13 protein-coding genes and 2 pseudogenes are annotated in these 15,074 nt (G+C 53.1%); 9 read left to right on the top strand and 6 right to left on the bottom strand.

Annotated features, from left to right (window positions below; translation table 11 throughout):
- Positions 1–443: 443 nt before the first annotated feature.
- Positions 444–617 carry a GnsA/GnsB family addiction module toxin gene (locus BWI95_RS18740; RefSeq protein WP_076770027.1) on the top strand — a complete coding sequence of 58 codons (174 nt, stop codon included), beginning with the start codon at positions 444–446 and terminating at the stop codon, positions 615–617.
- A gap of 52 nt (positions 618–669) precedes the next feature.
- Here the strand turns inward: BWI95_RS18740 and BWI95_RS18735 are convergent.
- Positions 670–1,057: pseudogene (locus BWI95_RS18735) on the bottom strand (NADPH-dependent FMN reductase); the annotation flags it as partial.
- Positions 1,058–1,178: 121 nt separating this feature from the next.
- Here BWI95_RS18735 and BWI95_RS18730 point away from each other — a divergent pair.
- The 6 genes from BWI95_RS18730 to pphA all read left to right on the top strand — a co-directional run bounded on the left by BWI95_RS18730 (position 1,179) and on the right by pphA (position 7,600).
- On the top strand, positions 1,179–1,499 hold the full coding sequence (locus BWI95_RS18730; protein ID WP_076770026.1) for a transcriptional regulator: 321 nt from the start codon (positions 1,179–1,181) through the stop codon (positions 1,497–1,499).
- Between the two features lie 44 nt (positions 1,500–1,543).
- Positions 1,544–2,833 carry an arsenic transporter gene (locus BWI95_RS18725; RefSeq protein ID WP_076770025.1) on the top strand — a complete coding sequence of 430 codons (1,290 nt, stop codon included), beginning with the start codon at positions 1,544–1,546 and terminating at the stop codon, positions 2,831–2,833.
- 12 nt (positions 2,834–2,845) lie between these two features.
- Entirely contained in the window at positions 2,846–3,271 is a 426-nt protein-coding gene (gene arsC, locus BWI95_RS18720; protein ID WP_038886220.1) for a glutaredoxin-dependent arsenate reductase, read from the top strand.
- A gap of 430 nt (positions 3,272–3,701) precedes the next feature.
- Entirely contained in the window at positions 3,702–4,076 is a 375-nt protein-coding gene (locus tag BWI95_RS18715) for a hypothetical protein (protein WP_076770024.1), read from the top strand.
- Between the two features lie 173 nt (positions 4,077–4,249).
- Positions 4,250–6,028, top strand: a complete 1,779-nt coding sequence (locus BWI95_RS18710; protein WP_054803665.1) for a sensor domain-containing phosphodiesterase — start codon at positions 4,250–4,252, stop codon at positions 6,026–6,028.
- 927 nt (positions 6,029–6,955) lie between these two features.
- Positions 6,956–7,600: a protein-serine/threonine phosphatase gene (pphA, locus tag BWI95_RS18705; protein ID WP_054803636.1), complete on the top strand. Its 645-nt coding sequence runs from the start codon at positions 6,956–6,958 to the stop codon at positions 7,598–7,600.
- On the opposite strand, the gene BWI95_RS18700 is transcribed toward pphA, so the two are convergent.
- The 5 genes from BWI95_RS18700 to yebS all read right to left on the bottom strand — a co-directional run bounded on the left by BWI95_RS18700 (position 7,601) and on the right by yebS (position 13,654).
- Positions 7,601–7,792 carry a YdfD/YebW family protein gene (locus BWI95_RS18700; RefSeq protein WP_023480173.1) on the bottom strand — a complete coding sequence of 64 codons (192 nt, stop codon included), beginning with the start codon at positions 7,790–7,792 and terminating at the stop codon, positions 7,601–7,603.
- Between the two features lie 105 nt (positions 7,793–7,897).
- Positions 7,898–8,137, bottom strand: coding sequence for a YebV family protein (locus BWI95_RS18695; RefSeq protein ID WP_023480127.1), 240 nt, complete (start codon positions 8,135–8,137; stop codon positions 7,898–7,900).
- Between the two features lie 114 nt (positions 8,138–8,251).
- Positions 8,252–9,691: a 16S rRNA (cytosine(1407)-C(5))-methyltransferase RsmF gene (rsmF, locus tag BWI95_RS18690; RefSeq protein WP_208864602.1), complete on the bottom strand. Its 1,440-nt coding sequence runs from the start codon at positions 9,689–9,691 to the stop codon at positions 8,252–8,254.
- A 77-nt stretch (positions 9,692–9,768) separates the two neighbouring features.
- Positions 9,769–12,402: a PqiB family protein gene (locus BWI95_RS18685; RefSeq protein WP_076770022.1), complete on the bottom strand. Its 2,634-nt coding sequence runs from the start codon at positions 12,400–12,402 to the stop codon at positions 9,769–9,771.
- Positions 12,371–13,654 carry a membrane integrity lipid transport subunit YebS gene (gene yebS, locus BWI95_RS18680; RefSeq protein WP_076770021.1) on the bottom strand — a complete coding sequence of 428 codons (1,284 nt, stop codon included), beginning with the start codon at positions 13,652–13,654 and terminating at the stop codon, positions 12,371–12,373. The genes BWI95_RS18685 and yebS overlap by 32 nt, the downstream gene beginning before the upstream one ends.
- Positions 13,655–13,785: 131 nt before the next feature.
- Here yebS and BWI95_RS18675 point away from each other — a divergent pair, with 131 nt between their 5' ends.
- Entirely contained in the window at positions 13,786–14,283 is a 498-nt protein-coding gene (locus BWI95_RS18675) for a GAF domain-containing protein (protein WP_054803637.1), read from the top strand.
- A gap of 96 nt (positions 14,284–14,379) precedes the next feature.
- Positions 14,380–15,074: pseudogene (proQ, locus tag BWI95_RS18670) on the top strand (RNA chaperone ProQ).

Genomic DNA, 15,074 nt, shown 5'->3' with positions numbered 1-15,074 from the left:
TTCTGAACGAAGGCAAACTTGAGGTACGGCATTGGTTCTTGTTCTCAGTTCCTTCAATTCTCTCTGAAGGTATGGGCTCATGCATAAGCCATTCCCTGGGTCGGGTTGCGCATCATTAAAAATGCCTAGCTAAGTATGGTCTACAAACCATTTACAAAAAGCGTAAGCGGATGACTAATTCAAAATTTTTATTAATGGCAGAGGAAAGACTATTACGGCATTACAACAGGCATTCACTGTGTGTCTGTGATAATGCCAGGAAAAATCTGGCAAGCGTCGGTTGTGGCTTGACACCAGATATCCTGCGAACGAGGCTGCGGCATCGCAGTGTGGGCATTGCAACCAACTCCCGATTTACCAGTGGTGTGAGGGATTATTCCTGAGCGCACTCATGGAAGATAACCTATGATTTATAAAAGGTTGGGTGTGAAAAAGGAGTATATATGAAACCTGAAGAACTGGAGCGTAAAGCTGAGCAAGAAATTTCTGCTCTTATTACTAAAAAAATCACTGAGCTACGGAAAAAAACAGGCAAAGAAGTTGCTGAGATCGAGTTTATCCCGAGTGAGACCATGTCCGGTCTTGAGGGGTATAAAGTAAAAATAAAACTTATGTAGAGTAAACAGGTCGCTTAGACGGCCTTTTTTATTGATCCCAGTTGACCGGTGCGCCCGGAATGCGCATACAGTTCACTGCATTTAAGGACTTTGAAACGCCGCAGACCTTCATTACCGCAAGTATTTTGCCCTGCGAAGGACGAGCTACGCCTTCACTCAAGGGTATCCAGTTAATCTGCGCCATAACCCCGTGCCGTTCCGGAGAACTCCATCCCGTCACACCATCTGACCACACCGCGAAGCTCGGTGACTTCAGAATGCGTGTCCGGCGTATCATCCGGCATGGGTAAACCGGAGGAGTTAAAGAGTTTTACCTCGTCCATCGCCGTCAGCAGTCGACCAGCTTCTTTCGCGGCAAAGTGGCTGCAGGAACGATCTCTTATTGAGCCAGACAGGATCAGAGTCCGGGGCGACTCCTGCATGTGAAGGCGTTCAGCGATGTGGCTATCACATCATTCCGGGCAGGAAATGGTTCCATTTTTCTCCTCCGGAGAGAAGATGATTTCAAAAGTAACACATATGATTTAACATATGTGTATTCTGAAGCGAACGGAGTGAAAAATGCTACAGCCTGTTCAGCTTTTCAAAATCCTGTCGGATGAAACACGGCTCGCCATCGTCATGCTTCTCCGGGAGTCAGGAGAACTGTGCGTCTGCGATATCTGCGCGGCCATTTCCGAATCGCAGCCCAAAATCTCGCGACATATGGCTATTCTTCGCGAGGCCGGACTGGTACTGGACCGTCGTGAAGGCAAATGGATCCACTATCGTCTGTCACCCCACCTACCGGCATGGGCAGCTGAGACAATCACGACATCCTGGCAGTGTATGCGGGAGGATTTGCGTAAATGGCTGGATAAATCAGCCTGCACCTCCTGCTGAGGAAGAAGAACACATTTATGTAATCATATATAACGGAGTCTGAGATGCTTTTGGCAGGGAGTATATTTTTACTGACGCTGATACTGGTGATCTGGCAGCCCAGAGGCCTGAGTATTGGATGGAGCGCGAGTATCGGGGCTGTGCTGGCGCTGGTAACCGGTGTCATCCATATCGCTGATATTCCCGTTGTCTGGAATATCATCTGGAACGCGACAGCGGCATTTATTGCGGTCATAATCATCAGCCTGCTGCTCGACGAGTGCGGCTTCTTCCAGTGGGCCGCACTGCACGTCTCACGCTGGGGTAACGGTCGTGGCCGCCTGTTGTTTACCTGGATAGTGTTGCTCGGTGCCGCTGTTGCTGCTTTGTTCGCCAATGACGGTGCCGCGCTGATCCTGACGCCAATTGTGATTGCGATGCTGCTTGCAATGGGATTCAGCAAGGGCACAACGCTGGCCTTTGTGATGGCCGCAGGATTTATAGCAGATACGGCCAGCCTGCCGCTCATTGTTTCTAACCTGGTGAATATCGTCTCAGCGGACTTTTTCGGTCTGAGCTTTACGCAGTATGCCTCCGTTATGATCCCCGTAGATGTGGCAGCGATTGTGGCCACGCTGGTCATGCTGCATCTCTTCTTCCGCAGAGACATTCCTGCGACGTATGACGTTTCGCTGCTGAAGAAGCCTGCCAGTGTGATAAAAGATCCGGCAACGTTCAGGGCGGGCTGGATTGTCCTGTTATTGCTGCTTGTCGGTTTCTTTGTTCTGGAGCCTCTGGGGATCCCGGTCAGTGCGATAGCGGCTGCTGGCGCAGCAGTGCTGTTTATAGTGGCGAAAAGAGGTCATGCTATCAACACGGGAAAAGTCCTGCGCGGTGCGCCATGGCAGATCGTTATTTTTTCGCTGGGCATGTACCTGGTGGTCTATGGTCTTCGCAACGCAGGGCTCACGGAGTATCTATCTGGCGTGCTGAACCTGCTGGCAGAAAAGGGGTTATGGGCAGCAACGTTCGGCACCGGCTTCCTGACCGCGTTCCTTTCATCGGTGATGAACAATATGCCGACTGTGCTGATTGGCGCGCTGTCGATTGACGGGAGTACGGCGACTGGCGTCGTTAAAGAGGCAATGATTTATGCCAATGTGATTGGCTGCGATTTAGGCCCCAAAATCACCCCGATTGGCAGTCTGGCTACCCTACTCTGGCTGCATGTGCTTGCCCAGAAAAATATAACGATTACCTGGGGATATTACTTCCGCACCGGCATTATCATGACTCTGCCCGTGCTCTTTATCACTCTGGCGATGCTGGCGTGGCGACTATCTGTCACTTTGTAGTGAGAAACTGATATGAGCAACATTACTATCTATCACAACCCGGCCTGTGGCACCTCACGCAACACACTGGAGATGATCCGTAACAGCGGCATCGAACCCACCATCGTTTATTATCTCGATACTCCACCGGCACGTGATGAGCTTAAAAAACTCATTTCAGCTATGGGTATGCCGGTACACGTATTGCTGCGTAAGAACGTAGAACCTTATGAACAATTAGGGCTTGAAGAAGAAAAATTTTCTGATGAGCAGTTAATCGATTTGATGCTTCAGAATCCGATCCTGATCAACCGGCCGATAGTAGTGACCCCGCTTGGCACTCGTCTTTGCCGCCCTTCAGAAATAGTGCTGGATATTCTACCGGAAGGTCAGAAAGGAGCGTTTACCAAAGAGGATGGCGAGAAGGTCATTGACGAAACTGGGAAGCGGATTAATTAATCTGCCCACTTAAAAATTTCGGACGTCTGCTTTTCGCTCAAAGCGCACATCATGACCGCGCTATCTGACCGCTCCGTCCCAGATACCCTTTAAAAAGCGCCAAAGCATGAAGCCCGGAACGGGAAAAATAGCGGTTGATTATCTGCCGGCGCACCCGGGAACCCGAGTGAAGGTCAGCCAGAAACTGCACCAACAACAGCATGAGCGTGAGCAGCTTGCCATGAGGCTGAAACCAGGCGGCCCTGGTCAGGGATGCTGTAACGTCGGTGACCGGCCCGACCGGCCGTGATTGAGTTCCTCGACTATGGGTGTCATTACCTGTGCCTCCTTTGAGCAACGCGTCTTATTGTCACAGAATGTTCTTCATTAACAAAAGCAAACAATAGTCTACGGTGACTATCACAATTAAAGGTAATGCATTCAGGAAAAAATGCCGATAACCGAGGTTATTAAACTTAACCCGGTGCACAGGACTCGTAAACATTTGCTCAGACAGATTTTTTCACAAAAAGGGCTGCGTTCTGCTGCTTCCTTAGACACGTTCCAGCGGGCTATGCCTGCCATTGAATTCCGGCATGCGGGCATGGTTCATAAGGCGAGACCGTATTTTTTGGAAACATTGGCGTATAAAGATGTTCTGCACGGCCTTAAAGGCACGCAGGCGACTCCCCCTATAAGTTATGCTCTCATGCATGATGCAGATAAGCTAATCTTGAGCATTCAGGAGATTTCAGAAGGTATTGAGAGTGCAGTTCGGGATGTCGCCCCTTCATTGAAAGCCTGCTTTCAGGCTGGACGTGTATGAAAATCGGTAAGCGCAGCAAAGCCATGACCGGCGCAGACCATAACAGCGCTGTGCACATGCACTCTGTTTGTTTCCGAATTAGGCATAAGCTGAGCCTTTATATTAAGGTCTGGTTAAAACGTATTATTTTTCACCCGACATCGCCCCGTCACCTGCTTCACCGGAGTGGTTTTATGCTTATAAATCTCAGGGACAATGAAGAAAAACGGCAGAAAGCCATGAACGCACTCAAAACACCCGATGAAAACAGGGATTCGGTGCTCAAGGAATTTGTCCGTCTTACCAGCGATTCACTGGGCATCGCCGGTAGCTTTATTTCCGTTGTTGATGAAAGCCATCAGGTTATCCGGGCAGCTCACAACTTTCATCTTTGCCAGACCACCCGCGAAGATGCTTTCTGCAGTTATGTGGTCGACAGTGGAAAAGTGATGGTCGTGCACGATACGCTACAGGATCCCCGTTTTGCAAAACACCCTCTGGTGGTGGCACCTCCGGGGATCCGTTTTTATGCCGGTGCGCCCCTGGTTAACCGGGAGGGAATCATTCTCGGCACGTTGTGCGTGACAGACACGGTACCTCATCCATTTTCCCGCAGAAAAATCACCAGGCTGAAAATGCTTGCCCGGCTGGTGATGGCATTTCTGGAGGTCTGGCATTCGGCGGGTTTTACAGATGCCGCGACAGGCCTTCCAAACCGTCAGCAGCTGATACGCCGCCTGGATACACTCCGTCAGGATACTCATAGTCTGTTTAGACTGACTTTAGTTGACTGTATTGATATACCCCGAGCCTATGAGCTGGCGCGTGCTCTGGGCATGGCGCCGGTGGAGGCGATGCTGCGTGATACGGGCTTATTGATCCGGGAGAGACTGTCGCTGCACCCTGCTGATATAATCTATACTGTGGCCGTGGGACGCTACGCTATTCTGGCACCGGCCAGTGACCGCTTTTCTGCAAAATATGTCGCGAGCATGATGCGCGACTTCAACGTCCATCCCAGAAACGGGATGGCCATGAACCTGACCATACATACAGGTGAAGTCTGTTTTGCGCCGGCATCATTGTCACCTCAGGAGAGCCTGAGGCGTGCAGTCAGTGCACTGCATGATGCCATCAACAAGAACGTGGATGCGCAGGAGTTTGATGAACTCAGCGACGCCCGACTTAACAGTGACTTCATCCTCATGAATGATCTGGATGCCGCACTGCGCAGCAACAACGGCGGATTGTATCTGGTGTATCAGCCCAAAGTATCACTGATCGCTGGTCAGACAGTCAGTCTGGAGGCGCTGATCCGCTGGCGTCATCCTGAAAGAGGCGAACTTTCTCCGGCGGATTTCCTGCCCGTTGCACATTTCTCGGGCCTGATGAACCGTCTGACAGACTGGGTGGTGGACGAAGCCGTCCGCCAGTTGACAGTCTGGTCTGATAATTTCTCATTTCTGCCCGTATCGGTTAACGTTAGTGTAAGCGACCTTTCACGCATAGGTTTTGCCGCAACTCTGTCAAAAAAAATGCAGTGTGCGGGCCTGCCCGCACATCTGCTCGGACTGGAATGTCTGGAAAACGAAATCGTCACCGAGAATACCGAGGCTCTGACCAATATGGCCGAGTTACGTGAACTGGGATTCAGGATCCTGCTGGATGATTTTGGCGCAGGTTACAGCAATATTAGTTATCTGCGCCGTATGCCTGCCGATATAATCAAACTTGATAAATCACTGATCGGCGGTATAACTAAGGATTCAGGCAGCCGCACCATAGCCAGTAGTATTATTCGTATGCTGAAAGATCTGGATTATGTGGTGGTTGCCGAAGGTGTCGAAGATGCAGCCACAATGGAGCTGCTAATTAAATACGGATGCGACGAGGCTCAGGGATTCTATTTCTCCCGCCCACTGCCACCGGCTGCGCTGGAAGCCTGGCTTAATAACAATTCTTCCCGAAAATGAACTGAACCCTTCTTATTAACTCGACACTGACGGCCATAGCAAACACATTGCTTTGATAGAGGAAAAAAGACTTTCGATAAGATCATTAGGGTTTAGCAACATTTGCAAACCTGAATCGATAACTCTGGCCCCCTTTTGGCCTGTGTGACAGCAGCCTGATTAGGTTTTCTTGTTTGAGATGACAAAAATATCATTTAGTCACGTATCAAATGTCCGCTTCTCGCTCCTGGCGGACGTTCTAAGGCATCTTTTTACATTGCAGTATTCATAATATGGCTTCAATAGTATCGGTAACTATTGGAATTAAATAACAATAATTTCAGTAAATGTTATGAAAAACTACTCTAACTGTACTTTATCGGGCAGGCGATCCTGCAGGCCTGGCAGATGAAGCGCAAAATGTTTTCGCCGCGCGACGCCATGCGGTATTCACATCTACCGATCGTCAAAGCTAATTGATAGTGATTATGCCCGCCTGGATGGAGGGTAATTTACTGAAGGAGTTCCACCACTAAAATTCCACGTCGAGCCCACGAATAAAGTAACAAGTATTTGATCACAAAAGTATCTAATGGTAAGTGTTGGGAAGTTAAAAATGAGCTTAAAATGCGGGTAAGGTTATGATATGTAAAGTAAAATAACCCTTAGACCATGAACAGGAATCGTATTCGGTCTTTTTTTATCTCTCTGGAATATGGCGTTTTTAGCGAGAATTTCCCGAAAACATCATATTCGCTGCAAACCATAACATAACCCGCCATGTGGGCGTCTAGCTATTTTTGCCATCAATGAATCGCAGAGTGCAGCTCCTGTTTCTCCGGCAAATGAGTGACAAGTTCATGCCTTTTTCGCAACGTCTATCTCAAAAACTTAACCGCTCAGAGGACGTTGATCGCCTGTTTTCTATACTGAAAAGAGGGGGAGATTATGTATCAACGTATCGACGGCGAAGAGTGGCGACATATCTGGCTGGTGGGCGATCTACACGGCTGCTATCAACGCTTAATGCAGGCGTTGCGGGAGCGTCACTTCGATCCTTATGAGGATCTGCTGATCTGCGTCGGCGACCTGATTGATCGCGGCCCACAGAGTTTGCAGTGCCTGGCACTGCTTAATCAGCGCTGGTTTATCACCGTGCGTGGGAACCATGAACAGATGGCCATTGACGCCCTGCGGGAAAACAACCGCGCGCTGTGGCAGATGAACGGCGGCGGCTGGTTTGCAAAGCTTAGCGAAGAGGAGCAACAGCGGGCGCTTGATGCTCTGCACAAATGTGCGCAGTTGCCCTATATCCTTGAGCTTCAGACATCCGACGGGCTGAATGTTATTGCCCACGCTGATTACCCGGCGAGTGAGTATAGCTGGCAAAAAGAGGTTGATAGCGAGTCGGTGCTGTGGCGGCGGGAGCGGCTCAACCAGCTTCTGTGCGGGAAAGGGGAGCGCATTATGGGGGCGGATGACTTCTGGTTCGGGCATACGCCGCTGAAAGCGCGCTTCGATGCCCATAACCAGCACTATATCGACACCGGCGCGGTATTCGGCGGTGAGTTAACGCTGGTTCAACTGCAGTAGTTAAAAATCACTATAGTCGCGCGCCGGGTGCCAGAAGCCATCAATAAAATCTTCTACGGGAAAACAACCGCCGTGACGCATACGCTGATCGTCCATCGCAGCCAGGCACTGTTGCTCACTATTAAAGACATCAACCACGATGTCGTCACATCCACCGTCCAGGTAGCAAACAAATAAGACCAGCGCGAACATTCCATCCTCGGTTCTGTACAACGTAACGATAAGTGTAGGGGATGAATGGGGGCAGGGGAAATCAGGCAGGTAAATAACCCGTCTCACGGACGGGTTCTCAAAGGATCAGGCAAGACGCATGATCCAGGTATCAGACTGCTCGTCATAATGTTCGCGATAAAGGACAGAATGCTCGCCGTTAAGGATCGCAGGAATGCTGGTTTCCGCGTCCCAGGCATCAAGCTGCATACATAAATCGGGGTCTGAACTGCATGGAATATGCAGTTTGCGCTCACCCTGACTCTCTCCCTGCAACTCGGCATCATCGATTTCGAATGCGCCAATGCGCACGCTGGTTTTCGTCATAATGCTCTCCGTCGATCGTTAAAATGTGGTACGACCAGTAAAGCCGCCCACATTTCAGCCTGGTACAACAGCCGGAAAGTCGCCAGTCAAAAAATGCGTTTTTTATGCGCTGCGTCACGCCTTGCCGGCGAAAAGCTGACCGTCTCGCACCAGCTCGCGCGGGTAGCTGTTTTTCAGCCGTGAACCCACTTTTTTCGCAAGCCCCAGCGCCTGTCCCTGGAAGGTCACAATCGCTTCATCCCCGGCTGGCAAGGCCTGCGGGTAAATATCGCGGCCGCGATACCACGCTTCCGCTTCCTCTGTCGTCAGCTCAAAGGCCAGCGGATTGTTATCACCTGCCAGGGCAATCACCGCCTCATGCTGCCAGCGATAGCCCTTGTTATGGGTCTCCGCGAGGCGCATGCCGAGGCGGGAAAAGCGGACTTTTCCGATCAGATCTTCAATGGCGGCAGGGAATAACCAGATCTCTTTATCACGCTGCCACAGACGCAGAGAATCACCCCAGCGTAAGCCGACCTCAGCCGCTGCGGCGGTGACGGCAGCGCTTTCGCGCGTCTTCAGCGGCGCAAACGGAAATTGACCAACTTTGTAGGTCGGGGCCGGCAAGCGCTCTACCGCTGCGGTTTTACGCAGGCGGGCGACGAAGAACCCTTCGCAGTCAAAAATTTGCGGAAAGACATGCAGAAAGCCCTCTGCTGTCAGCGCCTGCTCTGCGCCCTCGAACAGCTTACCGAGCGGTTCGAACTCAACGGCATCAGGGTACTGCTGCGCTAACCAGTGACAGACGGTTTCGTTTTCGTCGCGGTTCAGCGTGCAGGTGGAGTAGACCAGCACGCCGCCAGGGCGCAGGGCATGAAAGGCGCTGTCGATAAGCTCGCGCTGGGTGGCGGCAATCTCCAGATTGCTGGCGTGGGACCAGTTTTTCAGCGCATCGGCATCTTTACGCACCACCCCTTCGCCGGAGCAGGGGGCATCCAGCAGAATGGCATCAAACATCTCGGGTAACGCAGCGCCAAACACGCGGCCGTCGAAATGGGTTAACGCCACATTCTGGATGCCACAACGGCTGATATTGGCATGCAGCACTTTTACCCGGCTGGCAGAGAACTCATTCGCAAGGATGGCGCCCTGATTCCCCATGCGGGCGGCAATCTGCGTGGTTTTCGAACCTGGTGCGGCAGCAACATCCATCACACGCAGCGGCATCGTTTCCCCGGCAAACAGCGCGGCAACCGGCAGCATTGAGCTTGCTTCCTGGATGTAAAACAGGCCGCTCAGATGCTCCGCCGTGCTGCCTAAAGGCAGGCTCTCCTCCTCGTCGCGCTCGATCCAGAAACCCTCCGCGCACCACGGCACCGGCGTTAACTGCCAGCCATAGGGCGCGACCAGCTCGAGAAATGCATCGACGGAAATTTTCAGCGTATTGACGCGAATACTGCGGCGCAGCGGGCGCTGGCAGGCGGCAATAAACTCATCAAAATCGAGATGCTGAGGCATTGCCAGGCGCATCTGGGCGAGAAATTCTTCAGGAAGGTAAACAGCGTTTTGAGCCACGGGGCGCCCCAGAAGGAAAAAAAGAGGCGCGCAGTGTAGCATAAAGGCTCCGGCGCGGGCACGCCGGAGCACTCAGCTTAACGTGGTAGCGCGGTTCCCCACTGCCGCCACTCTTTTGGTTCACTCTCCAGCAGCAGGAAGTGTTTGCCCGGCTGCGCTTTCGGTGCCAGCGGCGTTTCCGGTGGCGTCGCGAAGGCGATCCCGCCGCGAATAAACTGGTTAAATGTACCGGTTTTCACCACCCCGCCGGTCAGGCCAAAGTCCAGCGTGTAACCGGAGGCTAACCAGAAGACCGAATTGTTGCGCACCAGATGCTGGTAACGCTTGCTGACGCGCATGGCGATCATCACCCGGTCGGAGAGGGTACCCAGCGCAAGGCCGGTCACCGTTCCCACTTCAATACCGCGGAACAGCACCGGGGTGCCGATATTCATCGAACCCACTTCTGGCGCTTCAACCACAATGTTCAACCCATCAAGGTAACGGGAATCAGTAATTGTCGCTTCGGCGAGTTCAAAATCGCGACGCGCATCGCCGTGCCCCGGCTCAACGTTGATATAGGGCTGCAGGATAGTATCGAGATGCTCAACACCACCCGCGGAGATCTGCGGCGTGATCACCGAGAAGCGCGATCCGGCGCGGGCGAAGTTGCGCACATATTCCGGGTAGAGCACGGCGCTGGCCTGCACTTCGTTTTTATCCGTCAGCAGGCGAAGCTCCTGCACCTGGCCGATATCAATGCCGAGGTAGCGAATCGGCATCCCTTCCGCCAGCTTGCCGGCGTCGAAAGCATGCAGGGTGATCTGGCCGCCGACGGCGCGCGCTTCAGTTTCTGAAGCGTAAAGGATACGTTTGTCACCTTTACGCAAGCGGGCACCGGCGCCGCTGCGGTTGTCGAAGCTAATGGCGCCCTTGATCGCCCGCGAAAGCGGTGAAGCCTGCACGGTTAATCCGCTGCCGTTAAGTTGCACCTTCGCGCCGCCCTCCGCCCAGAAGACACTGTCGGCAGTAAGCAGATTGCGATATTCCGGTTTGATATGCAGATCGATATCAAACGCATTGGCGCGCGGACGCACGGTGATCACTTCACCCACTTCAAATTTACGATAGAGCACGACCGAACCCGCCTGCACATCCGGCAGCGTATCCGCCGTCAGCGTCAGAGTGGTGGTGGGCAGATCGCTAAGGCTGTTCTCCAGCGCTTTATCAAGGTTGGCGAAGAGCGGGTAGGTGGGTTTCATCTCCCCTTTATCGCCCGGAAGAATGCGGATGCCGCCGCTGATCCACTCACTGGCGCTGGCAGCAAGGAACTCAACGCCATCCAGCCCCAGTTTCACATCCACACGGCTGTTGACCACAAACTTGCTGTCACCATGCACCAGATCGCGATATTGCGGATCGATGGCCACGGCGAAGGAGACACCTTTATTGGTCAGCTTACGCTCCAGCACCTGGCCGACCTGCACACCGTGCAACACCAGCGGTTGCCCGGCATCGATGCCATAACTCTCCGGCGCGGTGAGCGTCAGGGTGATGACGCCCGGCTCCTGCAGCAGGTTTTTATCCGCGGGCAGCACAACGAACTGATCGCGCGGCTGGCCTTCGCCGGGAATAAGCTCCAGCGTGCTGCCGGTCAGCAGCGAGCTGAGATTGGTATTGCTCAGGGAGACTTTTGGATTGCGCATCTCAATGCGCGTATTATCACGCAGCAGATTGACCACACCCGGATCGACGGTCAGCTCACCGGTCACTTTGCCGCCAGGATTGAGGGTGATGTCCGTCAGTTCACCCACTTCCAGCCCCTGATACATCAGCGGGGTTGAGCCAGCTTTCAGCCCCTGGCCGCTCGGCAGATCGAGCTTGATGATCACGCCGCGCTGGCTGTGGGCCAAATCTTTGTATAAGCCAAATTCATCATCGGCTGCTGCCGGTTCGGAGTTATCCGGCGAGTCGAAGGCAATAGCGCCGTTGACCAGCGCGGCCAGGCTCTCCAGCTCCACTTTCGCACCGCTCAGACCGACGTCCGCTTTCACACCCGAGATATTCCAGAAGCGGCTGCCTTTTTTCACCAGATTGGTAAAGCGGCGCTCAATCAACACATCTACCGTGACGCCCTGTTTATTTTTGTTGATGGCGTAGTCATACACGCGGCCAACGGGGATCTTGCGGAAATAGACCAGCGATCCGCTGTTGAGTGAGCCGAGATCAGGTGCGTGCAGATGGATCATCAAGTCGCCATTATTGAGGCGGTATTTCGGCTGCGTGTCGAGGGCAGTGAAGTGATCCTGCGGTTCACCTTTGCCTGGCATCATACCGATGTAGTTACCGCCGACCAGCGCATCCAGCCCCGAGACGCCCGCCAGCGATGCTTTCGGCGTCACCAGCCAGAACTGCGTCTCGTTGCGTAGCGCATCTTTCATATCGGCTTTAATGCTGGCGCGTACCTGAATCTTCTTCAGATCGTCGCTTAGGCTAATATCCTGCACCGTGCCGACTTCCACCCCCTGATAGCGGATGGGCGTGCGCCCGGCGACGATGCCGTCAGCGGACATAAAGTCGATGGTGATGGTGTTGGCGCGATCTTCATAGCTACTCCAGACCAGCCAGCCGGCGATCAGTAAAGCGATCACCGGCAGCAACCAGAACGGTGAAATGCGTCGTTTTGTTTTAATGCGCGCTTCAGTCGGCGAAGCGTGGTTTTCCTGACTCATGTGCATCCCAAAGTAAGCGGCTGTCCAGCCATTCCACAGCAAGAATAGTCAAAATAACCGCCGCGCCGAAATAAAACGCAGCGGGTCCCATGGTAAACGCGAGCAGTTGGTCGCGATTGATCAGTGACATTGTCAGCGAGATGACAAACAGATCGAGCATCGACCACCGCCCAATCCAGGTCACAAAGCGCAGAAGAAGGATGCGAGTGCGTAGCCCCTGTTCAAATTTGAAATGGATACTGACCAGCAAGGTAAACAGTACGATCACCTTGGTAAACGGCACCAGAATACTGGCGATAAAGACGATGCCCGCCACGGCGATATTGCTGTTACCGAGCGAAATAATGCCCGACATGATGGTATCGGCCTGCCGTGAACCGTTGAGGTAGACCACCGAGATCGGCAGCAGGTTAGCGGGCAGCAGAAAAATCATCGAGGCAATCAGCGCCGCCCAGCACTTCTGCAGGCTGTGTCGACGGCGATAACGCAGCGGAATATGGCAGCGCGGGCATCTGCCGCGGGCGTCAGGCAAGCCGGTAAAGTGGCAGCCGAGGCAGGCGCGCAGCTGCGGGTCGGGGCGCTTAGCCGGACGCTGCGGATAAAAACGCTCCCACAACTGCTCAACGTTCAGATGGATAAGCGTCATCACGCTGAGAATGGTTAACGCCACAAAAGCGACAAGGCCGACACCGGGTTGCAGGTAAGCGTAATCCTGTACTTTGATCGAGGCGACGCCAATCCCGACCAGGTAGATATCGAGCATCACCCACTCTTTCAGGCGCTCAAGCATCAGCAACACCGGGCGCAGATTCATCCCGAGGCGGTTGCCGAACCATAAATAGGCGATTGCACTGACCAGCACCAGCGGCGCGCCAACGGTACAGAAGAGCACCATCGCCCCGGTAAGCGCATCGCCCTGGGCGGTCATTTGCCAGATCCCCTGCAACAGATTGGCGTCAATACGCACACCCAGCAGGTAAAAGTGAAGCAGCGGTTCGCCCCAGGCAAAAGGCATCAGCATCAGCATCGTCACAGCCATGGCGGCGAGACGGGTTAATGACCAGTCGCGTCCATCGCGGATCTTGGCATCGCAGCAGGGACAAAATGCACTTTGGTGCGATTTCATAACCGGTAACGCAAAAAGCGTATCGCATTGCGGGCAGCGCTGATAATGTGCCCGTGGCAAAGCTTCGCCGACATGATGGATCGCAATTTTTTTGTTAAGCGAAATGTGTTGTATCTTTAGTGCCATCGGCCGGATCAGAAAAGGATTAGATGCATCTATATTAACTCATGATGAGAACATCTTGAGCATCAACGCATTTAATGCTTATTTTATTAGGCTTAGCCGTTTACTCAGTAAGACACCAAAGTGGTTGGATAATGAACAAAGCAGAGTTTTACGCGGACTTAAACCGCGATTTTCAGGCATTAATGGCAGGTGAAACCAGTTTTCTAGCGACGTTGTCTAATACCAGCGCGCTGCTGTTTGAACGTCTGGATGGGGTCAACTGGGCCGGTTTTTATTTACTGGAAGGCGACACGCTGGTGTTAGGGCCGTTCCAGGGCAAAATCGCCTGCGTCCGCATTCCTGTCGGGCGCGGTGTCTGTGGTAGCGCGGTCGCGCAAAACCGTGTGCAGCGGGTTGAGGACGTTCATCAATTTGACGGGCATATCGCCTGTGATGCGGCCAGTAACTCTGAAATTGTGCTGCCGATCACAGTAAGTGGTCAGATCATTGGCGTACTGGACATCGACAGCGTCGAATTTTCTCGCTTTAGCGAAGAGGATGAAAAGGGCCTGCGCGAGCTGGTTTCTCATCTGGAACAGTGCCTTGCGGCAACCGATTATCAAAAATTCTTTGCGACTGTCGCAGGATAATCAACGGATAACGTAGCATTTACTGTTAGCGTCATTATAATGACGCCTGTTCATGCCTGCGCTTGTTGGCAACGTCCGTTGTAATCAGGAAATTTCATGGAAAATCAACCTAAGTTGAATAGCAGTAAAGAAGTGATCGCTTTTTTGGCCGAACGTTTCCCTCACTGTTTCAGTGCTGAAGGCGAGGCACGCCCCTGAAAATCGGTATCTTTCAGGATTTAGTGGCGCGTGTTGAGGGTGAGATGAATCTCAGTAAAACCCAGCTTCGTTCCGCTTTACGTCTTTATACTTCGAGCTGGCGCTACCTGTACGGTATCAAAGCTGGCGCGACGCGTGTCGATCTGGACGGCAACGCCTGTGGCGTGCTGGATGAGCAACACGTTGAGCATGCCCGCAAGCAGCTTGAAGAAGCGAAAGCGCGTGTTCAGGCGCAACGCGCTGAGCAACAAGCCAAAAAACGTGAAGCTGCCGCTGCTGCTGGTCAGGAAGACGCACCGCGTCGTGAGCGCAAACCTCGTCCGGCTCCGCGCCGTAAAGAGGGCGCAGAACAACGCAAGCCTCGCGCCGATAAGCCGGCGGCTAAACCGCAGCGCGAACGCGCACCGCAGCAGGAAGAGCGCCATACGCCAGTTTCTGATATCTCCGTGCTGAGCGTGGGTCAGGACCTGAAAGTGAAAGCGGGCAATAACGCGATGAGCGCAACCGTGCTTGAAATCACTAAAGACGGCGTTCGCGTACAGCTTAGCTCGGGTATGTCGATGATTGTACGCGCAGAACATCTCTTGTTCTGA

Origin of the sequence: Kosakonia cowanii JCM 10956 = DSM 18146 (assembly GCF_001975225.1) — a bacterium.
GTDB classification, from domain to species: Bacteria; Pseudomonadota; Gammaproteobacteria; order Enterobacterales; family Enterobacteriaceae; genus Kosakonia; species Kosakonia cowanii.
This window is presented reverse-complemented; position numbering and strand designations above follow the sequence as displayed.